The organism is Maricaulis parjimensis (genome assembly GCF_016817355.1).
GTDB lineage: Bacteria > Pseudomonadota > Alphaproteobacteria > Caulobacterales > Maricaulaceae > Maricaulis > Maricaulis parjimensis.
This window is the reverse complement of record NZ_JADOTT010000006.1, coordinates 147878-171576: the sequence shown is the minus strand read 5'-3', so window position 1 is coordinate 171576 and position 23699 is coordinate 147878. Positions and strand designations below refer to the sequence as shown.

The following is a 23699-nucleotide window of genomic DNA, read 5'->3' as shown; positions in this document are numbered from 1 at the left end:
GTCGCATCGTCAATAGGCTGGAGACAGGCTAGAGCGCCGTCATGAGCGAACAAAAAAAACACGCCATGGCGGCGCCTGGCATCCGGCAATCGAAAGCCGAGGCGGTCAACGCAGCGGACACGCGCGAACTCTACAAGAAGCGCGAGCAGATTTACCCCAAACTGGCCCACGGCAAATTCCGGTCCCTGAAATGGCTGGTCATGGCCGTGACCTTGGGCATCTACTACATCGTGCCCTTCCTGCGCTGGGATCGCGGTCCTGACGCGCCGGACCAGGCCGTGCTGGTCGATTTCGCCGGCCGCCGTTTCTACTTCTTCTTCATCGAGATCTGGCCTCAGGAAGTCTATTACATTACGGGCCTTCTGATCCTGGCCGCGCTGGCGCTCTTCCTGGCGACCGCGCTCTTCGGCCGGGTCTGGTGTGGCTATGCCTGCCCGCAAACCGTCTGGACCGATCTCTTCATCTGGGTGGAGCGGGCCTTTGAGGGCGACCGCAATGCCCGCATGCGCCTGGACAAATCGCCCTGGTCCTTCAACAAGCTCTGGCGCAAGGTCGGCAAGCACACAGTCTGGCTCCTCATTGCGCTGGCAACGGGCGGGGCCTGGATCCTCTATTTCCACGATGCCTATGACACGCTGGCCAATTTCTTCACCGGCCAGGCCGCGGCATCCTCCTATCTCTTCGCCGGTGTCCTGACTTTCACCACCTACACGCTGGCCGGCACGATGCGGGAACAGGTCTGCACCTATATGTGCCCCTGGCCACGTATCCAGGCGGCCATGACGGACCGTGAAGCGCTCAACGTCACCTACCGCTTCGACCGGGGTGAACCGCGCGGCGCCCACAAGAAGTCCGAAAGCTGGGATGACCGCGGCGACTGCATTGATTGCAAACAGTGCGTCGCTGTCTGCCCGATGGGCGTGGACATCCGCGAGGGCTCGCAGCTGGAATGCATCCAGTGCGCCCTGTGCATCGATGCCTGCGACGACATCATGAAAAAGGTCGGCCGTCCAACCGGTCTGATCACCTATGAGACCGACGACAATGTCGAGCGTTTCGAAAAGGGCGAGAAGCCGCGCTATCGCTTCTTCCGGGCGCGCACCATGGTCTATGCCACGGCCTTCCTCATCGTGGCGGCCGTCATGCTGGGGGCGCTGGTCAACCGGACCGAGCTGGAACTCAACTCCCAGCGCGACCGCAATCCCAATTACGTCATCCTGTCCGACGGTTCCGTGCGCAATGGCTACACTCTGAAAGTCGTGAACAAAGCCAATGAACCCCGCATCATGGATCTGGTCGTCGAAGGCGATCCGTCCATCCAGGTCCGGGTGCTGGGTGCACCGGAAGACGATCCGATGCAGCTGAGCATTGAAGCCGACCGGACCCGCGATTTTGTGCTATACTTGACGCTTCCGGCAGATGCGGTCGACGGCCCGCGTGAGGAACTCCGCTTCCGCGTCACCGACCGCACCACCGGCGAAACGGCGACCACACCCTCCATGATCATTACCGGAGCAGGCGAATGAGAGGCTTCCTGAACCCCGTGCGGGGCTGGCACGTCCTGGTGATGATCCTGCTCTTCTTCGGTGTGACCATCGGCGTGAATGCGACCTTCATCACCATGGCGGTCCGTACCCATCCCGGCGAGGATGTGCCGCGCTCCTATTATCAGGGGCTCAACTACAACGACACGCTGAACCGGCGGCATGCCCAGGCTGAGCTGGGCTGGACGGCCCGCGTGAATGTGGTGGAGCAGCGCCTGCTGGTTGAAGTGCTCGATGCCGAGGGTGCTCCGGTGTCCGGCCTCAGCCTGGCCGGCTCGCTCAACCATCCGACCGATACCGGCCGCGATTGTTCGCTGGCCTTCCAGGAGGCCCGCACCGGTCTCTATGAGGTTCCGCTGACCTGTGCGGACAGCGGCCAGTGGCATTTGCGCGCCGTCAATGAAGGGGATGCCCCCTTCGAGATGGAGCATGATCTGTGGCTGCCCTAGACAGCTCGCATCTGGACACATCCAGCCAGGTCGACCCGCAGGCTTTCGTGCGGATTGCCGATGGCCAGTCGCGTCTCGACCTGCTCGTGCGCGGCGCCGTCTGCGCCGGCTGTATCGCCCGCATCGAATCCGGACTGCGCGAAGACCCGCGGGTTGAGAATGCCCGCCTGAACCTGTCGACGGGCCGCCTGGCCCTGTCCTGGCGCGGTGATCCGGCCCTTGCCAGTGAATACGTCTCCAAGCTTCGCTCGATCGGCTATCCCGCCACGCCCTATGAGCCGGAAAGCGAAGCCGACCCCCAGAAGGAAGAAGAGCGCAAACTCCTGCGCGCCATGGCCGTGGCCGGCTTTGCCATGGCCAATGTCATGCTGCTCTCCATCTCGGTCTGGGCCGGGGGCATGGAAATGACTGAGACGATGCAGTCGCTGATGCACCGCATCTCAGCCCTCATCGTGCTTCCCGCCGCGGCCTATGCCGGCCAGCCCTTCTTCCGCTCGGCCTGGACAGCCCTGCGCAATGGCCATGTGAACATGGATGTGCCGATCTCCCTGGCGGTCTTCCTGGCCTGTGGCCTGTCCATCTGGGAAACCTTCATCGGTCACGGCCACACCTATTACGACGCCGCCGTGATGCTGCTCTTCTTCCTGCTGATCGGCCGCTTCCTCGACATGCGCCTGCGGGCGCGGGCCGGTGAAGCCGCGCGCGGCCTCGCCGCCATGCAGGCCGCCACCGCCAACCGCCTGCGTCCGGACGGGCGTGTGGAAGCCATTCCCGCGCGTGACGTTCTGGCCGGGGACCGGCTGGTTCTGGCCGCCGGTGACCGTGTCCCTGTGGATGCTGTCGTCGTGGAAGGGCAGGGCGCACTGGATGGCTCCCTGGTCACCGGGGAAACCCAGCCGGTGGAAGCCGGACCTGGCACCGAGATCTTCTCCGGCATGCTCAATCTGGATGCCAAACTGGTCCTGGAAGCCACAGCCGACCGCGACAATTCCCTGCTCGCCGAGATCACCCGCCTCGTCGAGGCCGGGGAACAATCCCGCTCGCGCTATGTGAAGCTCGCCGACCGGGCCGCCAAACTCTATGTCCCCGTCGTGCACTCCCTGGCCGCACTCACCCTGGTGGGCTGGCTGATCATTGGCGGCGAGGCCCGTCCGGCCATCATCAATGCGATTGCCGTTTTGATCATCACCTGTCCCTGTGCGCTGGGGCTGGCCGTGCCGGCTGTGCAGGTCGTCGCCTCCGGCCGCCTCTATCGGGAAGGTGTGCTGGTGAAGTCCGGCGATGCCATGGAACGCCTGGCCGGGATCGACACGGCCGTCTTCGACAAGACCGGCACCCTGACGGAAGGCCGTCCGCGCCTCATCAACCGGTCCGATATTGCCGATACGGACTTTGAAACCGCGGCGCGTCTCGCCCGCACCAGCCGGCATCCCCTGTCCCGCGCTGTCGCCGATGCGGCCGGCATGGGCGAGGTGACCGGCGATGCCCGGGAAGTCTCCGGCGGCGGCGTCGAGGCCGTCGAGGCGGGTGTCACCATCCGTTTCGGCTCTGCGCGCTGGCTCGGTATCGAGACCGCGGAAGACGCCTATACCGAAGCCTGGCTGCAGATCGGCGATCAGGAACCCGTCTGTTTCCGCTTCCAGGACCAGTTGCGCGCGGACGCCAAGGCCACCATCAAGGCGCTTCAAGAGCGCGGCTGCCAGGTGGAACTCCTCTCCGGTGACCGCACCGGTCCGGTGGCGTCTATCGCCCGAGAATTGGGTCTGGATACCTGGCAGGCCGAACTGAAACCCCAGGACAAGATCGCCCGTCTCGAAGCGCTCAAGGCGCAAGGGCGCAGCGTCGCGATGATCGGCGATGGCATCAATGATGCGCCCGCCCTGGCGGCTGCCGATGTCTCGATCTCGCTGGCTTCGGCCGCCGAGATTTCCCAAGCGGCCGCTGATTTCGTCCTGCAGGCTGACAAGCTGGACAGTGCCGTCATCGCTCTGGACGTGTCCCGCGGGGCCAAGCGCCGCGTGCTGGAGAATTTCGGCCTCGCCGTTGTCTACAACATGATCGCCGTGCCGCTTGCCGTGTTCGGCTTTGTCACCCCGCTCGTGGCGGCCATCGCCATGTCAGGCTCGTCCATTCTGGTTACTCTCAACGCTTTGCGGTTGTCGCGCTGATGTCTGTTCTGATCTGGCTTATCCCTGTGGCCCTTGGCATGGGGGGCTTGGGCCTCCTCGCCTTCATGTGGAGCATGAAATCCGGCCAGTTTGACGATCTGGACGGGGCGGCCCATCGCATCCTGATGGATGACGACAAACCGATCCCGCCTTCAGACTCGCAGAAAGACTAGGCTGCCGCCGAGGCCGACGGGGTCGGCGTGGGAGCAAAGTCCCGATAGGCGTGCCAGGTCGCCAGCGCGATCCAGGGAAAGGTCACGGCCAGTCCCACCAGGAAGACCACGGATCCCGCCACCACCATGAAGGCGATCAGCCAGGCCCAGGTCAGCATGACGAAGGGCTGGGCGAAGACAGCCTTGAAGCTCGCCACCATCGCCGTCACCGCATCCACATCCTGGTCGATCAGCATGGGGAAGGAGAGGGCGGACATGGCGAAGGCCACAGCGGCCAGGAAGCCACCCACAATCGTGCCGATCACGATCAGCGTCAGTCCGGCCGTGTCAGAGATCGCAAAATTCGTGAAAGCGTCCGGCGTCAGCGGGCTGTTCGGTGCGATGGCGACCAGAAGGAATTGCGCGGCGCGCACCCACAGCATCAAGAGCAGGGTGAGAAGAATGCTCACAAAGCCGATCTGGGAAATCCGTGAGGGAAAGCGGGAGATGATCACCCGGAAACGGGGCTTCTCACCGCGCTCGATGGCGCGGGAAACCTGGTAGATGCCCGTCGCCAGCGCCGGTCCGATCAGGGCGAACCCGCTCAGGAAGACGGGAATGACGGCGGTCAGATTGGCCAGGTGCAGGGCCAGGGCGATCAATCCGCCGGCGCCCACGAAAATCAGGCCATAACTCAGGGCCACACGCGGGGCCCGTACCAGATCTGCCCACCCGGCTTTCAGCCAGGACCAGGGTGCGTCACGCCGAACTCGCTTCAGTTCAACCATGCTTTCCTCCGCCCTCTTGTTATAGTCCTCACAGCTTTGGCTGTTTTGCGTCATTACGCCACAGTTTTCTTGTGGGTTTAAGCGGGCAAAGACAGGGCGTGTTTTCGAGGTGGACATGACGCCGGCCACATTTTCCGATCTCAGCCTTGTGGGCGGTTTCCTGGCCGGTTTTGCCTCCAGCCTCCATTGCATCGGAATGTGCGGCGGTATCGCGACCAGCCTGACCCTTTCGCTGGGCGGCAAAGATGCCACTCCGGGCCAGCAGGCGCGCATCCTTCTGCTCGCCCAGCTGGGCCGTATCCTCGCCTACATCACCGCCGGGGGCCTGCTCGCAGCCCTGGGATCCACGATCTATATCGGTTTCGACCAGACCGGCCTGCATCTCATCCTGCGTTGGGCGGCGGCTGTCGTCCTTGTCTATATCGGTCTGTCGGTCGCCGGCTGGGCACCATCGCTGGCCGGGTTCGACCGCGTCGGCCACCACATAGTCACCTGGACGCAGAAGCCCTTCGCCGGAGCCCTGTCTTCGGCCAGCCCGGTCCTGGCTGGCTTCATCTGGGGCTTCCTGCCCTGCGGCATGGTCTACGCCATGCTCTTCTACGCCATGCTGACCGGGCATGTGATGACCGGCATGCTGCTCATGGCCGGGTTCGGATTGGGGACGGTACCGGCGGTGGTGCTGTCCGTGTTCGGTCTTGTCCGCCTTCTGGGCCGGTTGCGATCCCGCGGCGTACGCATTGTGACAGGCTTGCTGATCATTCTTGTCGCTGTCGCGTCAGCGGCACTGCCCTGGCGCACGATCGCGGCGCTGTGTGGCATTCCGGTCGAATGAGCCTTTAAAAAACCGGTTCGCCGGGCCAATTCGCCGGTGTCATTTCGTTAACAATGTCTTATGCTTGCGGCCTCGGGAAGGGGAGAGGTCGCATGAAACACTGGCGTCGTGGTCTTGCAGGAATCGTCCTTGGCTTGGGTCTGGTGGCCTGTTCGCCCTCCCAGCCGGAGGATACAGGGCCGCAACTTGATGCCCGTCCCGCCGATGCGCCGCGCGCCGCCGCTGAGGTCTCAACCCGTTTTTCCTTTTTGCGATATACGGTTAGCGTGGATGGTGACGCGCCTGAGCTTTGCCTTGGCTTCACCACACCGCTCGACCCGGACGTGGATTACGCCTCCTATGTCACCGTCAGCCCGCAGCGCCCGATCGCCCTCTCGGTGAGTGGACAAACCCTCTGCATCGGCGGTCTGGGTTTCGGGGATGGCCAGGAAATTATCCTGCGCACAGGCCTGCCCGCCGCCGATGGTCAGTCCCTGCCGGCTGACGAGACCATTCCGGTCGATTTCGGCGACCGTCCGGCCTATGTCGGCATTGCCGGGGACGGGGTCATCCTGCCGCGCCGTGATGCGGACGGGCTCGCCATCGAGACCGTCAATGTCGACAGTGTCGATATCGAGCTCTGGCGGGTCACAGACCGGGCCCTGGCTTTCCGCTCCATCACCCAGGGCTTCAACGGGGCCGAAGGGGATTACAACTGGACTCCGCCGGAAGAACGTCCCTTCGAAGTGGGCGAGGAAATCTGGTCCGGTGAAATGGATACGGACGGGCCGCTGAACACGCCTGTCACCACGGTTTTCCCGCTGGCCGAAGCCATCGGCACGCTGACGCCCGGGGCTTACTATATTGCCATTCGCGACGCGGCCGAGGCTGATGACGGCTATCGCAATCCCGCGCGCGCCAATCGCTGGCTGGTCATTACCGATCTGGCCCTGACCGCCTATCGTGGCCAGGACGGGATCGACTTCACCGTCCGCTCGCTGCAATCGGCCCGTCCGGTCGAGGATGTGCGTGTCGAGCTCATCGCTGGCTCCAATGAAGTTCTCGCCGCGGCCGAAACGGATGCAGACGGCCATGCCCGTTTTGCGGCGCCGCTGGTGCGGGGCGAGGGGGCCATGGCGCCGCGTCTCCTGCTGGCCTACGGACCGGACAATGATTTCGCCGTGCTCGATTTCCGGCGCAATCCGGTCGACCTGTCCGGCCAGGGTATTTCCGGCCGCCAGCGTCCCGACGGGGCTGATGGATATCTCTGGCTGGACCGGGGGATTTACCGCCCCGGCGAGACTGTGCGGATCGGTGCCATGGTGCGGGATAGCGAGGTTGTCGCCATTTCCGACCGCCCCGTCACCCTGACCGCCTTTGGTCCAAACGGGATCGAGATTGCCAATGCCCGCTATCCCGATGCCGCCCAGGCCGGATCTGTCTTTTGGAACTATGACTTACCGATTGCGGCCGCACGTGGCGAATGGCGCATCGTTGCTGAAATGGATGGCTATGGCCGCGTCGCCTCCACCCGTTTCTCGGTCGAGGATTTCGTCCCCCAACGCATTGCCCTCGATCTCGAAGCTGACACGCAAACCCCTGTCATGGCAGGGGAAACGCGCGATGTGGAAGCCAATGTCCGCTTCCTCTACGGCGCGCCGGGTGCCGGCCTCGCCGTTGAAGGCCGCCTGCGCGTTGAAACCGACCCCAGCCCCTTCGACGACTGGTCCGGCTTCAGCTTCGGCCGCCATGAAACACCCTTCCGGGAACGCTCGCTGGACATGCCGGCCACAGTGGCGGATGGCGCGGGCATGGCGTTGCAACGCCTTGATCCGCAAGGGATTGGAGAAGATGCCAGTCAGCCGCTGCGGATCCGTGCCGTCATCTCGGCCATCGAGCCGGGCGGCCGCGCCGTCGCCGATGATGTGCGCATTCCCTACCGTCCGGCCCCGCTCTATATCGGCCTGCAGCCGCAATTCGAGGGCCGCGCTGCCCGCAATCGGGAAACCCGGTTCGGCGTCATCGCCTTGGATGGATTGGGCAATCCGGAAGCCGCGGAACTGGGCTGGCAGCTCGTTCGTATCGATTGGGACTATGACTGGTACCGCACCGATGGCGGCCGCTGGCAATGGCGGCGGACCCGCCATGTCGTGCCGATCGAAACCGGCGTGCTGCGCCTCGATGGCGAACAGTCCGAAGACCTTGTCCTGCCCGGCCTGGACTGGGGCAATTACCAGATCATCCTGACCGAACCGGCCAGCGGCATTTCCGCCTCGAGCGGATTCTGGGTTGGCTGGGGCGGCGATAGCGAACCCGGCACCCAGGCGCCCGACCAGGTGGCCGTGTCCGGCCCCGATGCGCCTGTCGCCGTGGGTGACCGCGCCCGCCTGACCATACTGCCCCCTTATGCCGGTGAGGCCGAAATCGTCATCGCCAGCGACCGGGTCCTGGAGACCCGCACAATCAGCCTGGATGAAGGCGGAACCGAGATCGATTTCCGGGTCACCGAAAACTGGGGTGCCGGCGCCTATGCCATGGTGACGGTCTACACGCCGCGTGATCCGGTCGACCGTCCGGCTCCGCGCCGCGCCGTGGGTGTTAGCTATCTGCCGGTGGATACGTCCGACCGCACCTTGAGTGTAAGTTTCGACGCGCCCGATCGCATCCATCCCCGCCAGACCTATACGCTGGACCTTCAGATCGAAGGCCCCGTCCGCTCCGGCGCTTATGTCTCGGTGGCTGCTGTGGATGAGGGAATTCTTGCCCTGACCCGCTTTGCGTCCCCGGATCCGCAAGCCTGGTATTTCGGCCAGGCCGCGCTGGATGTGGACCTCTATGATGATTACGGGCGTTTGCTCGACCCCAATCAGGGGGCTGCCGCGCCGGTCCGTCAGGGCGGTGACCAGATTGGCGGAGCCGGTCTGACCGTCGTGCCGACCCGCACGGTCGCGCTTTATTCGGGGCCGGTCGAAGTGGGGCGTGATGGACGTGCCTCGGTGACGTTGGAAATTCCGGACTTCAATGGCGAACTCCGCCTGATGGCGGTCGCCTGGACGGGCCGGGCCGTCGGGCAGGCGGCCCAGCCGCTCACCGTCCGGGATGATGTTCCCGCCGAACTCATCCTGCCGCGCTTCCTCGCGCCGGGCGATGTTTCCACCGCCACACTGACCATCGACAATGTTGACGGCGAAGCCGGTGCCTACGCCGCAACGCTCAACGGCTCCGGCCCGGTCAGCTTCGATGCGGCGGACACGTTGCAATTGGCGGCCGGCGAACGGGTGGACCGGCGCTATGCGCTGGGTGGGACGAGTGCCGCGATCGGTGAAGTTGCTCTGGCCGTCAGCGGACCGGGTGGTTTCGACGTGTCCCGTTCCTATCCGATCGAAGTACGTCCGGCCTGGCTCGCCTCCTCTGACATCGTTCGCGGACGGGTCATGCCGGGAGACAGCTGGACCGTGCCGGCGGATGCCCTGGCCGGCTATCTGGAGGGATCGGCCAGCCTGTCGCTCAGCTTCTCGCCAACACCGCTGGACGAGGCCGCGCTCCTGCAATCCCTGAACCGCTACCCCTATGGCTGTGGCGAACAGATCACCAGCCGGGCCTTGCCCCTGCTGTACGCCCTTCCGCTGGCCGATGCGGCCGGTCTGGACGGTCCGGAAGGCGCCCGGGCCGAGATCCAGGCGGCCATCGGCACGCTGCTCTCCCGTCAGGGTTCGGATGGCGTATTCGGCTTGTGGCGGGTCGGTGACCGCGCTGCGCGTCCCTGGATCGGTGTCTACATGACCGACTTCCTCGCCCGTGCGAAGGCTGAAGGTTATGCCGTTCCCGATGCGGCTCTGGAGCGCGCCTACACCGCTCTGGAACACATCGCTGCCGGTGAGATGTGGCGGGTGCCGGGCTATGACACCTCCATCTATCGCTGGCAGGGCCAGACCGACACGTCCGAACGGATGAGCGATCGCTCCGTGTCCTATGCGCTCTATGTGCTGGCCCGGGCCGGACGTGTTGACCGGTCGCGCCTGCGCTACATGCATGACCAGCGGCTGGACGAGATCGACAGCCCGCTCGCACGGGCCCAGATCGCTGCTGCGCTCTATCTGATCGGCGACCAGGCCCGGACCATGTCTGCCCTGGATGCTGCCGAGGCGGCATTGGGCTTTGAAAATCCGGGCAATTACTACCAATCCGCCCGCCGCGACCTGGCGGGTGTGCTCGCCCTGGCCGCTGAAGTCGGTGATGCGGACCGCGTTGCCCGACTGGCGGACCGCGTGTCGGCGGACCTGCCGGAACCGGCGCGGCTGAATACCCAGCAAAAGGCCTTCCTGCTCTTCGCAGCGCGGGCGATGGCCGGTGATCAAGGTGTGCAGGTGGCAGCGCCCGCCGGTGTTGCCGCTCAGGGACCGGGCCAGTTCGATCTGGACATGTCGGCGCTGGATGCCGGTGCGAGCTTTGCCGTGGAGAGCGATACGCCGGTCTGGGTGACCCAGTTCGCTCATGGTCAGTCGCTCACCCCGCCTGAGGCTGCGCGTGAAGGTCTGGCCGTCCAGAAACGCGTGCGCCGCCTTGATGGCTCGCCGGTTGATCTGGAAGCGCTTGTGCAGGGGGATCGCCTGATGGTGGACATCACCCTGGCGCCGGAGACAGAGCGTCTCATGCCGGTGATCGTGGAAGACCTCCTGCCGCCGGGCTTTGAGATCGAGGCCGTCGTGGAACCGGCTGATGCCGGCCGCAATGGTCCCTATGCCTGGCTGGGCCGGATCAATGCGCCGCGCGTCGCGGAGGCGCGGGATGACCGCTATGTGGCGGCTGTCGATCTGCGCAATCGCCGGGCCGAGCGCGTGGCTTATATCGTGCGGGCCGTGACACCGGGCGAATACACCCTGCCGGGTGTGGTCGCGCAGGACATGTATGCCGTGGATGCCTTCGCGCGGTCGGAAACCGGTCGGGTCGTGATCGCGCCGCGCGGCTGATCATGCTGGGACTTCACCGGATATACTGGGCCGGTGTTCTTGGCCTCGCCCTTCTGGTGGGCTTGCTGGCGCTCGATCGCCAGTATCCGCCGCCGCTGGAGGCGGCCCTGGCGGATGTCTCCACCGTGGTGCGCGACCGCAATGGGCGTGTGCTGCGTGCCTTTCCCGTGAGTGAGGGGCGTTGGCGGCTGGCGGCCGATCTGGACCGGATCGACCCGCATTTCATCGACGCCTTGCTGGCCTATGAGGATGAGCGTTTCTACCGGCATGCCGGCGTCGACCCGCTCGCCCTGATGCGCGCCAGCCGGGACAGTCTTCTGGCAGGCCGGATCGTGTCCGGCGGTTCCACCATCACCATGCAGCTCGCCCGCCTCTTGGAGCCGCGGGAACGCACGCTGGGTGCCAAACTTTTCCAGATCGTCCGGGCGGTGCAGTTGGAGCTGCGCTATTCCAAGCGGGAAATCCTGGAAGCCTATCTCACGCTCGCGCCCTATGGCGGCAATCTGGAGGGGGTCCGGGCGGCCAGCTGGGCCTATTTCGGCCGCGAACCGGAACAGCTCACCATCGAGGAAACCGCGCTTCTCCTCGCCCTGCCGCAATCACCGGAAGCCCGCCGTCCCGACCTTCGTCCCGAGAATGCGCGCATGGCGCGGGGCCGCGTCCTGGATCGTCTGGCCGAAGTCGGCCTGGCCCGGGCAGGTGCCTCTACAGATGCCGCTCTGGACCCGGTTCCGGCCCGTTCGGCCTTTCCTGCGGATGCCTGGCATGCCGCCTCTGATCTCGCCGCGGCGCGTCCGGATCAGCACGATATTGTCTCCACGCTCGATATCGATCTTCAGCGCCTCTTGCAGGATGAATTGGCCTTGGCGGCACAGGAGACGCCCCCAGACGTCCAGTTCGCCGCCATGATCGTGGAGACAGAGACGCGCGCAGTGCGGGCCCTGGCCGGCTCGGCCAGCCGCGGCCGTCCGGGAGGCTGGATCGATCTGACAGACCGTCCGCGTTCGCCGGGCTCGACGCTGAAACCCTTCATCTATGGCATGGCTTTCGATGATGGTCTGGCCGCCGGCGGAACCCGGATTTCTGATTTGCCGCGGCGCTTTGCCGGCTATCAGCCCGATAATTTCGATCGGCGTTTCCGGGGCGATGTCACCATTGCAGAAGCCTTGCAGCACTCGCTCAATGTTCCCGCGGTCACGGCGCTCGACGGGGTCGGGGCGCGCCGTTTCAACGCGGTCCTGGCATTCGCAGGTGCCCGTCCGGAACGGCCACGCTCGGCCGGTCAGGACAGTGGTCTGGCCGTCGCTCTCGGCGGGGCGGGTCTGACCGTACGCCAGATCGCAACCCTCTATGCGGCCCTGGGCGATGAAGGCGTGGCCCAACCCCTGCGCTGGTTTGACGATGAGGGTCCGGGCGAGGTCCACCCGGTGCTCAGCGCGGAATCGGCCGGGGAAATCCTCGACATATTGCGCCGCGCACCGCATCCGGGTGGCCGCATGCCGGCGGCACTGGCGCGTCAGGCGCCCGACATCGCCTTCAAGACCGGCACGTCTTACGGCTTCCGGGATGCCTGGTCGGCCGGGCTGGCCGGCAATTACACACTGGTCGTCTGGACCGGGCGGGCCGATGGCGCCCCGCGTGAAGGCGTCACCGGGCGGGAAGGGGCGCTGCCGCTTTTGTTCCGGATCGCCGATGGCATTGGCCGTATCGATCCGGAGGGCATGTCGGGCGCTGAAGACCGCAATGCCTTGCCGGAAACACCTGAGACGCTCGTTGATTTCCAGGCCGATCCGGCGCCCCACATCCTGTTTCCGCCCGATGGCGCGGAAGTCTGGGCGGATCGTGCCGGCCGCGGATTCGTCCTGTCGGCCCAGGCCGAGGGGGAGCTGTCCTGGTATGCCGATGGCGAAATGGTGGCGACCAACGCCATGGGAGAGCCGGTCTGGGTCCCGTCCGGGCCGGGATTTTATTCGGTGACGGCCGTGGACCCGCAGGGGCGCCAGGCGCGCTCCCGCGTGCGCATCCTGTCTGACAGCTAGGGGCGTTTCGGGTTCGTGACAGCGCCACGGGCTTGCACCCGTGCGCCGGACAGGGAAGTCTTCCGGTCGAAAGCTTTGGGGAGTTGTCATCATGTTGCGCCGATTTCTTCCGGCGGCCTGCGCCGCCCTCTTGTCCACGTCTGCCGCCTTCGCCGGTGAGCCCGGTGAATGGGCGCTCGTCATTCATGGCGGGGCCGGTGTGATCGAACGGGGCGCCATGACGCCGGAGACGGAAGCGGCCTATCGCGCCGCGATGAATGCGGCTCTGGAACGGGGCGAGGCCGTGCTGGACGAGGGAGGCTCCTCGCTGGACGCCGTGGTCGCCGTGATCCACGGGCTCGAGGATGACCCGCTCTTCAATTCCGGCCGGGGTGCGGTTTTCACCGCGGCGGGCCGCAATGAGCTGGATGCGTCCATCATGGATGGCGCGACCTTGAATGCCGGTGCCGTCGCGGGCGTGACCCAGGTCCGGCATCCGATCTCGCTGGCCCGGGCCGTGATGGAGAATTCCCGTCATGTCATGCTGCAAGGCGAGGGCGCAGAGACTTTTGCCCGCGAGCAGGATCTGGAAATCGTCGAGCCGGCCTGGTTCTTCACCGAGCGCCGCTGGGCCTCGTTGGAACGCGCCCTGAACCGTCTCGGCCTGCCGATCCCGCCGCGGCCGGAAGGTGCGCCGGAGCCGGAACCCGTTGATCATGGCGCACTGGAACGTGACAGCCGGGAACATCGTTTCGGCACGGTCGGTGTCGTGGCGCTGGACCGGGACGGCAATATTGCAGCGGGCACGTCGACCGGGGGCACGACGGCCAAGCGCTGGGGCCGGGTCGGCGACAGCCCGATCATCGGGGCCGGCACCTACGCCAATAATGAAAGCTGCGGCGTCTCCGCGACGGGGACGGGCGAGTATTTCATCCGTCTCACCGTGGCCAGCCGCATTTGCGCGCTCGTCGAGCTTCAGGGCCTGTCCCTGCAGGACGCGGCAGACCGGGTGATCCAGGACGAACTGACCGCGCTGGAAGGCGATGGCGGGATCGTGGCGTTGACGGCCGCGGGCGATATTGCCTGGAGCTTCAACACGCCCGGCATGTATCGCGCCCGCCAGAGCGAAGGCGGTGAGCCGGTCGTCTCCATTTATGGCGATGAGGACTAGGCATGAGCGCGAGTGAGCCCGAGATCACCGTCAACCGGCTGTTCTGCACGCCGTTGATCGAAGTGCGCCTGCCCCAGGCGGACACGCTGGTGCCGGCCCTGCGCGACGTGATCATGGCGCAAAAGGCCCGCTCGCCCGGCGTGCGGCGCTCGAACATCCATGGCTGGCATTCCGACATTGAGATGCTGCATTGGGGTGGTGAGCCCGCCATGGTGCTGGCTCGCGAGACGCTGCAGGTCTGCGGCCGTTTCACGAGCGATCTCAATGGTGTGCAAGGGCAGTCGCGTTACGAGATGGGCATGGAGATGTGGGCAAATGTCTCGCCCGCCGGGGCCTCCAACCAGATGCACGCCCATCCGGGCTCCTTCTGGTCGGCGAGTTTCTACATCGATGATGGCGGAGACCAGACCGAAGGCGCTTTCGTCGCCCAGGATCCGCGTTTCCCCATGGTGCGCATGGTCGCGCCGGACCTGGTCTTCAAGGATGAGGACGGGCAGCAGCAACTCTCCCAGTTCCGGGTGCGTCCGGAACCCGGCAAGCTGGTGATTTTCCCGTCCTGGATGATGCATGCCGTGCGCCCCCACTCGGGACCGCGCGAGCGTATCTCCATCGCCATGAACATCCTGGCCCTGCCGGCACCACCGCCGGAGCAGGCTTAGGCACCAGATCTAGAGAATCGAGCTCTCACCGCGTGTGAAATAGGCGCTGTCGGCCTGCATCTGCGCAATGATGTGGTCGAAGGCCGCGCGCACCCGCCCGCTTTTGCGGACGGTCTCGTGCGCCACGACCCACAGGTCCAGTGATGTCGTGAATTCCGGCAGGATGCGCTCGATATTGTCGCAATGGCGGGCCAGACGGTGGGAGGTCACGCCAACCCCGAACCCGGCCTCGATCCCCTTGAGATGGCTGGCCGGGCTGTTGGCCTTGAAGGAGATATTCTTCGGCACCACGGCCGAGCCGGACACGGTGGAGGGCCAGCCGAAGAAATCTCCGACCGTCCAGCCGACACAGGCATGGTCGGCCAGGTCTTCGACATTTTCGGGACGGCCATACTCATCCAGATATTCCCGGGCGGCATAAAGGCCGGCGCCCACAGTGGCCCCGCGGCGGCCGATCAGGCTCTGTTGTGTGCCGGGCCCATTCCAGCGCAGGGCAATGTCAGCCTCCCGATCAGCCAGGTTGGCCGAATGATTCTTGATGGCGATCTCGATCCCGATTTGCGGATTGGCCCGCTGGAAGGAGGCGAGTGCGCGTGGCAGCCAGTCGGCACCCAGGCCTTCAGAGGCGGACACCACGACGAGGCCCGACAAGGACTGGTCCTGGGCGATCACGGCTCGTTCGATCGCCGAGGCTTCCTCACGCATGCGCTTGGCATGGGCCACGACTTTCTGGCCGAGGGTTGTCAGGCGAGACTGGCCCTGGTCCCGGTCAAAAACCGGTTCACCGAAACGCTGTTCCAGCGCCTGCAGGCGGCGGGTCACAGTGGGTTGGCTGACGCCGAGCTGTTGAGCCGCGGCGGTCAGGCTGCCTGCCTCGGCTACAGCCAGGCAAACGAGATAGTCGGACCAATCATCCATACGTTTTTGTATTCACCGCATCCTGAATCGTCAATTTCATTCGCAGAACTTAGTTCTAAAACTAAACAGTGTTCACATTGGAGATTCTGAGATGCGCGCTCTCTCTGCTGCGGTCGCCTTGGCGGCCGTGTTTTCGTCTGTGGGTTATGCCCAGTCCTGTGACACGGCTCCCCAGTTTGCCGGCCATCGTACCGCCAATGGCGTTGTGCGGGCTCAGTACAATGCAGTGAGCCGGGGTGAATGGGCCGATGCCATCCACTTCGGCGAAGAAATCCTGGCCTCTCGCGGGGCCCCGGGCCACAAGGTCGCGGCCCTGACCAATCTGTGCGCCGCCTATGCTGCGACCGGTGAGTATGAGCGGGCCATCGAGTCCTGCGATACGGCGCTGGAAATGCGTGATGGCGCCTGGCGTGCGCTCAACAACCGGGGCGCTGCCTTGTGGTTGAGCGGCCAGCCGGATGCGGCCCTGTCCGCTTTCCAGGCGGCTGAAACCGCGTCCTCGGGCGAGGATGAAGTGACGGCGAACCTGGCTCTGTCCCAGTGCGTTGCGGCCGGCTGATCCTCCCAGACTGCTATAGCCTTATCGCACTTGCCTGAAGGCCGGGACGTTCGCGTCCCGGCCTTTTTTCCTGTCCGGTCCTCGCGGGTCTGCTGCGTCGGGCTTTCCGTTGGTTTCGAATGCAACTAGAACCCCTGCCATGGACGGGCCGCAGCGGTCTGTGCTGATGATGGCCATGACAGGAGAGCTGGATGTCCGCCATACCGCCGGAGACACTCCATGACGGCTATAAGCGCTTCAAGGGCGGCCGTTTCCGCGTGGAACAGGCGCATTATGCCGACCTCGCCGAAGGGCAGACCCCGCACACCCTGGTGATCGCCTGCTCCGACAGCCGGGTTGATCCCGCCGCGATTTTCGACGCGGCGCCGGGTGAACTCTTCGTGGTCCGCAATGTCGCCAATCTCGTCCCGCCGAAGGATCAGGGGGGCGGCTTGCATGGGGTCTCGGCAGCACTGGAATTCGCCGTGAAAGTCCTCAAAGTGAAGGGCGTGCTGGTCATGGGGCATGGTGATTGCGGCGGCGTGAAAGCCTGCGCGACCGGTCTGGCCGGTGTGCCCAGCGATTATCTTGGCCCCTGGCTCAAGACGATGGACCCGGCCCGTGCGGAAGCCGAGGCTGAGGTCGGCACGTCGGAGGCAAGCAAGCTGGCCCCGCATCTGGAACTTGTCTCCATCAAGCATTCCCTGGAACGTCTCAAGCAGTTCGGCTTTGTCCGCGATGCGATCGAGGAGCGGGGGCTGGAATTGCATGGCGCCCGTTTCTCCATCCATGACGGTGTTCTGGAATGGCTGGGGTCCGACGGCGAATTCTCTGCCGTCTGATAGAGGGATGTCGATGAGCGCACAAAAGATCTGGTTCGCCGATGCGCTGGACGCGCAGAACCAGGTCGTGCGCCTGTGCGAGGTGGACCGGGCTGCGCTCGCGGAAACGCCGTTTCTGGACGAGCGCTGGGACCGGTCTGGCTTCCCAACGCGCCCGGTGCGCCTGGCCGACATGCCGCAGCAGGCACCCAAGGCCCGTCCCGTCTTCATCTGGCATACGGCTTTTTGCTGTTCGACCCTGCTGGCCCGCTGTCTGGACAAGCCGGGCACCAATCTGGGTTTGCGCGAACCGGCTGCCCTGATGGAAATCTCCAACATCAAGCGGCGTCAGGGCGCCGCGGTCAGCGACACCTGGATCCGCGGTGTGATGCCGGCCTTGTGCCAGCCGGTCGAGGGAGAGGGCTTCGTCACCCTGAAGCCGACCAATACGGTCAATAACCTCATCGCCGACATGGCGCGTCTCTACCCGGAGGCCCGTCACGTCCTGCTGACCTCGCAATTGCGCGCCTTTCTGATTTCCATTGCAAAGAAAGGGGAGGCGGGACGGTCCTTCGCACGGCGCCTGTTCACGATCTTCGCCATGGATGGCCATCCCATTGCCCGCACGGATCCGCGGCAGCTGATGCAGATGTCCGATCTGCAGATCGCCGCGCTCGTCTGGCAGATGCAGGTGGCCGCCATGCTGGAGGCGTTCGCCAAGGGGCCGCGCGATCATTTCGCCTCGCTGGACGGCGACCTGTTCGTGGCCGATCCCGAACCCGCCCTGACCGCGGTCGATGACTTCTTCGGTCTGGGCCTGGGTACGACCCACATAACGGCCACTGCGAACGGCCCGCTGTTCAAGCGCGACGCCAAGGACGCCTCGCAGGCCTTCGGGCCGGATCGTCGCAAGGCAGAGGCCGAACGTATTGCTGATCAACTGGGACCGGAACTCGACGCGATCATTGCGTGGAGTTACGGCCTGTTTCCCCAATCTCCGCGTGACGGCGTCTTGCCCAACGCGCTGATCTAACCCCAGAGGCCGGTAGTGTCCGGTCATCAATGTCCGCCGACCAAAGGAAGACAGACATGAAACTCGCAACGCTCAAATCCGACAATCGCGACGGCCGTCTGGTCGTTGTTTCCAAGGATCTGGCCTGGTGTGCCGATGCCACGCGCATTGCCCCCACCATGCAGGCCGCCCTGGATGATTGGGAACGATGCGAGCCGGAGCTGCGCAGCCTGTCCTCCGAGCTGGAGCGTGAGACCATTCCGCGCGAACGCTTCCATGAGCGTGAAGCCCTGTCGCCGCTGCCGCGGGCTTTCCAGTGGGCCGATGGTTCGGCCTACGTCAATCACGTCGAACTGGTCCGCAAGGCGCGCAATGCCGAAATGCCGGCCACCTTCTGGACCGACCCGCTGATGTATCAGGGTGGCTCTGACGCTTTCCTGGCTCCGCGCGCGGATATTCCGCTGGGGGACACGGCCTGGGGCTGTGACATGGAAGGCGAAGTGGCCGTGGTGACCGGTGATGCGCCGATGGGGTGTTCCACGGAAGAGGCTGCGAAGTCGATCCGCCTCGTCATGCTGGTCAATGATGTGTCCCTGCGTGGCCTGATCCCGGCCGAGCTGGCCAAGGGGTTCGGCTTCTTCCAGTCCAAACCGCCGAGCGCCTTCTCGCCGGTTGCCGTGACGCCGGACGAGCTGGGCGATGCCTGGGATGGTGCCAAACTGCACCTGCCCCTGCTGGTGAAATACAATGGCGAACTGTTCGGCAAGGCCGAGTGCGGCATCGACATGACCTTCGATTTCCCGCAGCTGATTGCCCACCTCGCCAAGACCCGCCCGGTGACGGCCGGTACGATTGTCGGTTCAGGCACCGTGTCCAACAAGCTGGATGACGGGCCCGGCAAGCCGATCAGCGAAGGTGGCGTTGGCTATTCCTGCATTGCCGAGATCCGCATGATCGAGACGATCAATGACGGCGCCCCGAAAACACCCTTCATGAATTATGGCGATACGGTCCGCATCGAGATGAAGGATAAGGATGGCAAGTCCATCTTCGGCGCGATCGAACAGGAAGTGGTGAAGGTCTAGGACCTGATCCGGCCGCTTCCATACCGGTGGCGGCAGCGCTAATCTCCTTATCAAGAATAGCAGGAGGCGAGGGCATACCTCGCCTCCAAAACTTGAAGGGGAGAGGGTTTTGGACCCGATCAAGGCCTATGCCGAACAAAGCTTCGGCGTGTTTCCCGAATTCATCCGGCTGCAGGCCCAGGCCCGGCCGGACCATGTCGCGATCATCTGCGGGGATGCGCAGATCACCTATGCCGGCCTGGATGCCCGGGCGGACCGGATCGCGGCGGCGCTGCAGCGGGACGGCGTGCGACCGGGCGGCGTGGCAGCCATCTGTGCCTTGTCCTCCATCGACTATATGGCCTTCTTCATCGGAACCTTGCGGACCGGGGCGGCGATTGCACCGCTCTCGCCCTCGGCGACGCCTGACCAGTTGCAGGCCATGATCGCCGATTGCGGCGCGTCGCACCTCGCGACGGACGCCGGTGTTTCTGCCCACCTTTCAGAGGCTTCCGGCGCAGTGGAGGCCAAGCGCCTGGCGCTTGATCCCGGGGCTGAGGGACAGGCGCTTGATGACTGGATGGCGCCGGAAGGTTCAAAGCCGGAAGTGATCGAGATCACGCCGGACATGGCCTTCAACATCATCTATTCCTCCGGCACGACCGGCGTGCCCAAGGGGATTGTCCAGAGCTTCAAGATGCGCTGGCCGCACAATCATCTCGGCGAGACCGTCGGTTTCGGTCCCCAGGCCGTCGCCCTGGTATCGACGCCGCTCTATTCCAACACCACCCTGGTGCATGTCCTGCCGACCCTGGCGGGCGGCGGCACGCTTGTCCTGATGCCGAAGTTCAATGCTCATGCCTATCTGACACTGGCGGAACAGCATCATGTGACGCACACAATGCTGGTGCCGGTGCAGTATCAGCGCATCCTCGCGGAACCGGATTTCGACCAGTTCGACCTGTCGGCCTACACGCTGAAATTCTGCACCTCCGCGCCTTTCTCGGCAGAGCTCAAGGCCGAGGTCCTCAAGCGCTGGCCCGGTGGCTTGATCGAATATTACGGGATGACGGAAGGCGGCGGCACCTGTGCCCTGATCGCCCATCAGCATCCCGACAAGCTGCACACGGTCGGCCAGCCCATGCCCGGGCACGACATCCGCGTGATCGGTCCGGACGGGTCGCAATTGCCGCCGGGCGAGATCGGTGAAGTGGTCGGACGGTCCGGTGCGATGATGACCGGCTATCACGGCCGCTCCGACAAAACCCGCGAGGCCGAATGGTTCTCGCCGGAGGGTGAGCGCTTCATCCGGACCGGCGATTTGGCCAGTGTCGATGAGGACGGCTTCTTCACCATTGTCGGGCGCGCCAAGGACATGATCATTTCCGGCGGGATGAATATCTATCCGGCCGATCTGGAAGCGATCCTGCTGGACAATCCGGCCGTGGCGGACGCGTCGGTGGTTGGCGTACCGTCAAAGGATTGGGGCGAAACGCCCGTCGGCTTTGTCTGCCTGGCAGAACCGGGCGCGGCCGAACCGGCTGATATCCTGGCCGCGGCCAATGCCAAGCTGGGCAAGATGCAACGCCTGTCAGACATCCGTATCATCGACACCCTGCCGCGCAGCGCGATCGGCAAAGTGCTCAAACGTGAGCTCCAGGAGGTCTACGCGGCCGGCGAGTGAGCCTGTCGGGTCAGTGCGCCTGCTCTGGCCCGTCACGCAGCGTATAGCGCTGGCCGTCGAATTCCTCGAAGGCTTCGGGCACTTGCGGGTGGCCGACCGGACCGTTTTCGGCATCCGGCAAGAGATTGCCCTCCGAGACATAGGCGCCGTAATAGCTGTCCTCATTCTCGGCCAGCAAATGGTAGAAGGGCTGGTCCTTGCGCGGGCGAATGTCTTCGGGAATGGCCTCATACCATTCTTCCGTATTCGCGAATTCGGGGTCCACATCCACGATCACGCCCCGGAAGGGGAAGAGGCGGTGGCGAACCACATCACCGAGAGCGAATTTGGCGTGGCGAATTTCCATGCTCTTACTCTAACGCGTTTCCAGTTTGATGTCTTGAAACCCCTATATGGGGCGGGTTGAGCAACAAGCTACGAAAACAGGTGCGTTCCGTCACGCATCCTTGCAGACGGAACGCATCAGGGTATTCTGGCCAAGACACTGTTTCATGGTCGATTCGAGATGCGCCGCTGCCTTCGGGCAGCTCGAGCGCGCCGGTCGGCGGAAGGGATATCATGGCGGAGACCACGCCCGGAAAGCCGGGCCGCGTTGCCGCCGGACGCAAGCGGGGTGGTCGCAAACGCGCACCGGCCCCGGTGTACGGCGCAATCGACCTCGGCACGAATAATTGCCGCATGCTGCTGGCCCAGAGGTCAGGCGGTGGATTTCAGGTTGTCGACGCGTTTTCGCGCGTTGTCCGTCTGGGCGAAGGCGTGGCGAGCGAGGGCAATCTCTCCCAGGACGCAATGGATCGTGCGGTCGAGGCGCTGAAGATCTGCGCCAGCAAGATCCGCCGGCAGAATGTCATCAAATACCGCTCCATCGCCACACAGGCCTGCCGCATGGCCGGCAATGGCGAAGCCTTCCTGACCCGTGTCCAAGAGGAAACCGGTCTGGAGTTTGACCTGATCTCCCCGGAGGAAGAAGCGCGTTTGGCCGTCCATGGCTGTATCGACCTTCTGGATCCGGAAAAGGATGCGGCGCTGGTGATTGATATCGGCGGTGGATCGACGGAATTGTCCTGGGTCGACCTCGCCGAGTGGCGCCGTCGCGGCGGACCGGAAAGTGGCGGCCGACCGCCGATGAAATCCTGGACCTCGGCGCCGGTCGGCGTCGTCACCCTGTCCGAGCGCTTTCCCGAACGGGAGGATCGCGAGGCCTGGTATGACGAGATGAAGTCCTATGCACGTCGACAGATCAAGACACCGCGCGGGGCGCGGGCGATGCGCGAACTCTTCGATGAAGGCCGCGGTCACCTTGTCGGGACCAGTGGCACGGTGACATCGATGGCCGGTGTGCATTTGCGGCTGCCGCGCTATGACCGTTCCCGCGTGGACGGTTTGTGGATGAGCGGGGAAGAGGCCCTGGCCGCCTGCGCCCGCCTGCGCAATCTGGATGTGGCCGGTCGGGCCCAGGAACCGACCATTGGTTCCGACCGCGCAGAGCTTGTCTTGGCGGGCTGCGCGATTTACGAGGCCGTGGCAGAAGCCTGGCCGGCGGACCGTTTGCGGGTCGGTGACCGGGGGCTGCGCGAGGGCATGTTGCTGAATCTGATGCGGCGGCCCAAGAAGCGGCGTCGCCGCCGCAAATCATCGGGCGAAAGCTCCGGAGCCGAGACATGAGTGACGAGAACGACAAGCCGGAAGGCGAAGAGGGCGGCGAGAAGCGCCGGCGCCGGCGCTCCGGTCCTGTCACCAAGGGCGGGGATGCCCGGGCGGCCAAGCAGATGTTCGAGCGGGTGAAGACGGCGCGTGGCCGCAAATCATCCTCGACGCGCTGGCTGCAGCGCCAGCTGAATGATCCCTATGTCAAGAAAGCCCAGATGGAGGGCTATCGCTCCCGCGCCGCCTACAAGCTGCTGCAGTTGGATGAACGCTTCAAACTGTTCAAGCCGGGCATGCGGGTCGTGGATCTGGGATCCGCGCCGGGCGGCTGGGTCCAGGTCGCGCTGAAGGCCAATGCATCTGAGGTCGTCGGCATCGATCTGCTTGAAATCGAACCCATTCCGGGCGCGACCCTGCTGCAGCACGACTTCTCCGAGGATGATGCACCGGACCTGGTGAAGGCGGAAATGGGCGGTCCCGCCGATGCCGTGATCTCGGACCTGGCGCCCTGGACGACCGGTCACAAGAAGACCGACCATTTGCGCATCGTCGCCCTGGTGGAACTGGCGGCGCATTTCGCGCTGGAAACCCTGAAACCGGGTGGCTTCTTTGTCGCCAAGGTGTTCCAGGGGGGATCCGATGGCGAATTGCTCGACCTGTTGAAGCATAATTTCGAGAAAGTCCGGCACTTCAAACCGGATGCCAGCCGGTCGGAAAGTGCCGAAACCTTTGTGATTGCAATGGGTTTCAAGGGCAAGAAGGAGGATTAGTCCTCGCGGGTGCGCTGGATCGAGACCGGCACGCCATTTGCCCCCATCTCATCCCAGATCTGCACGACGATGCCATGCTCGGCCTCGTCGTAAACCTCCAGAAGAACAGCACTATTGGGTTCCTCCGCGCGGTGGCGATTGACGGCGGCGAGGACGCGGTCGACATCGGTTCGGGTGCCATTGACGAATATCTGGTTCTCATTGTCGACCTGAACCACGATCGGCGGCGGACCGGTGCCGCAATCATCGCCGGTACAGTCAGGCGGCGGCCGCATATCCACCCCTTCCTCACTCAGGAAGGTGGCCGTAACAATGAAGAAAATCAGCAGGATGAAGACGATATCCAGCATCGGGGTCATATTGACCTCGGCGCTCTCATCCTTCTTGCGAAAGCGTTTGCGCATGAAAGCCTCCCCATGGGCTCCTATCCGGTGCGTCCCTTCAGCACCGCACAGGATTGCAGGCCCGATCCGGGGCGTAAGCGGGCCGGCGAGAGGGCGAAAACGCGACGATTA

The 23699-nt window shown here is 64.5% G+C and carries 20 protein-coding genes; 16 read left to right on the top strand and 4 right to left on the bottom strand.

The window, feature by feature from the left end; all coding sequences use genetic code 11:
* The first annotated feature begins 41 nt into the window (after positions 1–41).
* Genes ccoG through ccoS form a run of 4 tightly spaced genes read left to right on the top strand, consistent with a single transcriptional unit; the run spans position 42 to position 4334 of the window.
* Positions 42–1526 carry a cytochrome c oxidase accessory protein CcoG gene (gene ccoG, locus I0K07_RS11765; protein WP_203293629.1) on the top strand — a complete coding sequence of 495 codons (1485 nt, stop codon included), beginning with the start codon at positions 42–44 and terminating at the stop codon, positions 1524–1526.
* Positions 1523–1993, top strand: coding sequence for a FixH family protein (locus tag I0K07_RS11760; RefSeq protein ID WP_203293627.1), 471 nt, complete (start codon positions 1523–1525; stop codon positions 1991–1993). The genes ccoG and I0K07_RS11760 overlap by 4 nt, the downstream gene beginning before the upstream one ends.
* Entirely contained in the window at positions 1981–4161 is a 2181-nt protein-coding gene (locus I0K07_RS11755) for a heavy metal translocating P-type ATPase (protein WP_338041062.1), read from the top strand. The genes I0K07_RS11760 and I0K07_RS11755 overlap by 13 nt, the downstream gene beginning before the upstream one ends.
* Complete coding sequence (gene ccoS, locus I0K07_RS11750) at positions 4161–4334, top strand: cbb3-type cytochrome oxidase assembly protein CcoS (RefSeq protein WP_203293625.1); 174 nt, start codon at positions 4161–4163, stop codon at positions 4332–4334. Before I0K07_RS11755 ends, ccoS begins: the two co-directional genes overlap by 1 nt.
* On the opposite strand, the gene I0K07_RS11745 is transcribed toward ccoS, so the two are convergent.
* The gene (locus tag I0K07_RS11745) at positions 4331–5101 is read right to left on the bottom strand and encodes a DUF2189 domain-containing protein (RefSeq protein ID WP_203293623.1); all 771 of its coding nucleotides are present in this window, start codon (positions 5099–5101) and stop codon (positions 4331–4333) included. The two genes, ccoS and I0K07_RS11745, sit on opposite strands and share 4 nt — an antisense overlap.
* Before the next feature lie 115 nt (positions 5102–5216).
* Between I0K07_RS11745 and I0K07_RS11740 the strand changes: the two genes are divergently transcribed.
* The 5 genes from I0K07_RS11740 to I0K07_RS11720 all read left to right on the top strand — a co-directional run bounded on the left by I0K07_RS11740 (position 5217) and on the right by I0K07_RS11720 (position 14730).
* Positions 5217–5933 carry a sulfite exporter TauE/SafE family protein gene (locus I0K07_RS11740; protein WP_203293621.1) on the top strand — a complete coding sequence of 239 codons (717 nt, stop codon included), beginning with the start codon at positions 5217–5219 and terminating at the stop codon, positions 5931–5933.
* 92 nt (positions 5934–6025) lie between these two features.
* Positions 6026–10882, top strand: a complete 4857-nt coding sequence (locus tag I0K07_RS11735) for an alpha-2-macroglobulin family protein (RefSeq protein ID WP_203293619.1) — start codon at positions 6026–6028, stop codon at positions 10880–10882.
* A 2-nt stretch (positions 10883–10884) separates the two neighbouring features.
* Positions 10885–12921, top strand: coding sequence for a penicillin-binding protein 1C (pbpC, locus tag I0K07_RS11730; protein ID WP_203293617.1), 2037 nt, complete (start codon positions 10885–10887; stop codon positions 12919–12921).
* Between the two features lie 91 nt (positions 12922–13012).
* Complete coding sequence (locus tag I0K07_RS11725) at positions 13013–14071, top strand: isoaspartyl peptidase/L-asparaginase family protein (RefSeq protein WP_203293615.1); 1059 nt, start codon at positions 13013–13015, stop codon at positions 14069–14071.
* A 2-nt stretch (positions 14072–14073) separates the two neighbouring features.
* Positions 14074–14730, top strand: a complete 657-nt coding sequence (locus I0K07_RS11720) for a TIGR02466 family protein (protein WP_203293613.1) — start codon at positions 14074–14076, stop codon at positions 14728–14730.
* Positions 14731–14739: 9 nt separating this feature from the next.
* On the opposite strand, the gene I0K07_RS11715 is transcribed toward I0K07_RS11720, so the two are convergent.
* A complete protein-coding gene (locus I0K07_RS11715) occupies positions 14740–15648 on the bottom strand; it encodes a LysR family transcriptional regulator (protein WP_203293611.1) in 909 nt (302 codons plus the stop codon).
* A gap of 91 nt (positions 15649–15739) precedes the next feature.
* Here I0K07_RS11715 and I0K07_RS11710 point away from each other — a divergent pair, with 91 nt between their 5' ends.
* From I0K07_RS11710 to I0K07_RS11690, 5 genes are all read left to right on the top strand, one after another.
* Positions 15740–16207 carry a tetratricopeptide repeat protein gene (locus tag I0K07_RS11710; protein ID WP_203293609.1) on the top strand — a complete coding sequence of 156 codons (468 nt, stop codon included), beginning with the start codon at positions 15740–15742 and terminating at the stop codon, positions 16205–16207.
* A 191-nt stretch (positions 16208–16398) separates the two neighbouring features.
* Positions 16399–17028: a carbonic anhydrase gene (locus I0K07_RS11705; RefSeq protein WP_203293607.1), complete on the top strand. Its 630-nt coding sequence runs from the start codon at positions 16399–16401 to the stop codon at positions 17026–17028.
* Between the two features lie 13 nt (positions 17029–17041).
* Positions 17042–18040 (top strand): sulfotransferase family protein, encoded by a 999-nt coding sequence (locus tag I0K07_RS11700; protein WP_203293605.1) that lies wholly within the window; start codon positions 17042–17044, stop codon positions 18038–18040.
* A gap of 56 nt (positions 18041–18096) precedes the next feature.
* Positions 18097–19104 (top strand): fumarylacetoacetate hydrolase family protein, encoded by a 1008-nt coding sequence (locus I0K07_RS11695; RefSeq protein WP_203293603.1) that lies wholly within the window; start codon positions 18097–18099, stop codon positions 19102–19104.
* A gap of 109 nt (positions 19105–19213) precedes the next feature.
* Complete coding sequence (locus I0K07_RS11690; protein WP_203293601.1) at positions 19214–20767, top strand: class I adenylate-forming enzyme family protein; 1554 nt, start codon at positions 19214–19216, stop codon at positions 20765–20767.
* Positions 20768–20777: 10 nt separating this feature from the next.
* On the opposite strand, the gene hspQ is transcribed toward I0K07_RS11690, so the two are convergent.
* Positions 20778–21113 carry a heat shock protein HspQ gene (hspQ, locus tag I0K07_RS11685; RefSeq protein ID WP_203293599.1) on the bottom strand — a complete coding sequence of 112 codons (336 nt, stop codon included), beginning with the start codon at positions 21111–21113 and terminating at the stop codon, positions 20778–20780.
* Positions 21114–21325: 212 nt separating this feature from the next.
* On the opposite strand from hspQ, the gene I0K07_RS11680 reads away from it, so the two are divergent.
* Both I0K07_RS11680 and I0K07_RS11675 read left to right on the top strand, forming a co-directional pair.
* The gene (locus I0K07_RS11680) at positions 21326–22432 is read left to right on the top strand and encodes a Ppx/GppA phosphatase family protein (protein ID WP_203293597.1); all 1107 of its coding nucleotides are present in this window, start codon (positions 21326–21328) and stop codon (positions 22430–22432) included.
* Positions 22429–23184, top strand: coding sequence for an RlmE family RNA methyltransferase (locus I0K07_RS11675; RefSeq protein WP_203293595.1), 756 nt, complete (start codon positions 22429–22431; stop codon positions 23182–23184). Before I0K07_RS11680 ends, I0K07_RS11675 begins: the two co-directional genes overlap by 4 nt.
* On the opposite strand, the gene I0K07_RS11670 is transcribed toward I0K07_RS11675, so the two are convergent.
* On the bottom strand, positions 23181–23588 hold the full coding sequence (locus tag I0K07_RS11670; protein WP_203293593.1) for an ExbD/TolR family protein: 408 nt from the start codon (positions 23586–23588) through the stop codon (positions 23181–23183). The two genes, I0K07_RS11675 and I0K07_RS11670, sit on opposite strands and share 4 nt — an antisense overlap.
* Between the last annotated feature and the right edge of the window lie 111 nt (positions 23589–23699).

What these genes read in the sequence shown, in the direction of transcription:
- I0K07_RS11670 (WP_203293593.1), bottom strand. Translation starts at nt 23,588, where the DNA reads ATGCGCAAACGCTTTCGCAAGAAGGATGAGAGCGCCGAGGTCAATATG.
- I0K07_RS11715 (WP_203293611.1), bottom strand. Translation starts at nt 15,648, where the DNA reads ATGGATGATTGGTCCGACTATCTCGTTTGCCTGGCTGTAGCCGAGGCA.
- I0K07_RS11720 (WP_203293613.1), top strand. Translation starts at nt 14,074, where the DNA reads ATGAGCGCGAGTGAGCCCGAGATCACCGTCAACCGGCTGTTCTGCACG.
- I0K07_RS11710 (WP_203293609.1), top strand. Translation starts at nt 15,740, where the DNA reads ATGCGCGCTCTCTCTGCTGCGGTCGCCTTGGCGGCCGTGTTTTCGTCT.
- I0K07_RS11740 (WP_203293621.1), top strand. Translation starts at nt 5,217, where the DNA reads ATGACGCCGGCCACATTTTCCGATCTCAGCCTTGTGGGCGGTTTCCTG.
- I0K07_RS11725 (WP_203293615.1), top strand. Translation starts at nt 13,013, where the DNA reads ATGTTGCGCCGATTTCTTCCGGCGGCCTGCGCCGCCCTCTTGTCCACG.
- pbpC (WP_203293617.1), top strand. Translation starts at nt 10,885, where the DNA reads ATGCTGGGACTTCACCGGATATACTGGGCCGGTGTTCTTGGCCTCGCC.
- I0K07_RS11745 (WP_203293623.1), bottom strand. Translation starts at nt 5,101, where the DNA reads ATGGTTGAACTGAAGCGAGTTCGGCGTGACGCACCCTGGTCCTGGCTG.
- I0K07_RS11760 (WP_203293627.1), top strand. Translation starts at nt 1,523, where the DNA reads ATGAGAGGCTTCCTGAACCCCGTGCGGGGCTGGCACGTCCTGGTGATG.
- I0K07_RS11675 (WP_203293595.1), top strand. Translation starts at nt 22,429, where the DNA reads ATGAGTGACGAGAACGACAAGCCGGAAGGCGAAGAGGGCGGCGAGAAG.
- I0K07_RS11700 (WP_203293605.1), top strand. Translation starts at nt 17,042, where the DNA reads ATGAGCGCACAAAAGATCTGGTTCGCCGATGCGCTGGACGCGCAGAAC.
- I0K07_RS11705 (WP_203293607.1), top strand. Translation starts at nt 16,399, where the DNA reads ATGTCCGCCATACCGCCGGAGACACTCCATGACGGCTATAAGCGCTTC.
- ccoG (WP_203293629.1), top strand. Translation starts at nt 42, where the DNA reads ATGAGCGAACAAAAAAAACACGCCATGGCGGCGCCTGGCATCCGGCAA.
- I0K07_RS11695 (WP_203293603.1), top strand. Translation starts at nt 18,097, where the DNA reads ATGAAACTCGCAACGCTCAAATCCGACAATCGCGACGGCCGTCTGGTC.
- hspQ (WP_203293599.1), bottom strand. Translation starts at nt 21,113, where the DNA reads ATGGAAATTCGCCACGCCAAATTCGCTCTCGGTGATGTGGTTCGCCAC.
- ccoS (WP_203293625.1), top strand. Translation starts at nt 4,161, where the DNA reads ATGTCTGTTCTGATCTGGCTTATCCCTGTGGCCCTTGGCATGGGGGGC.
- I0K07_RS11680 (WP_203293597.1), top strand. Translation starts at nt 21,326, where the DNA reads ATGGCGGAGACCACGCCCGGAAAGCCGGGCCGCGTTGCCGCCGGACGC.
- I0K07_RS11735 (WP_203293619.1), top strand. Translation starts at nt 6,026, where the DNA reads ATGAAACACTGGCGTCGTGGTCTTGCAGGAATCGTCCTTGGCTTGGGT.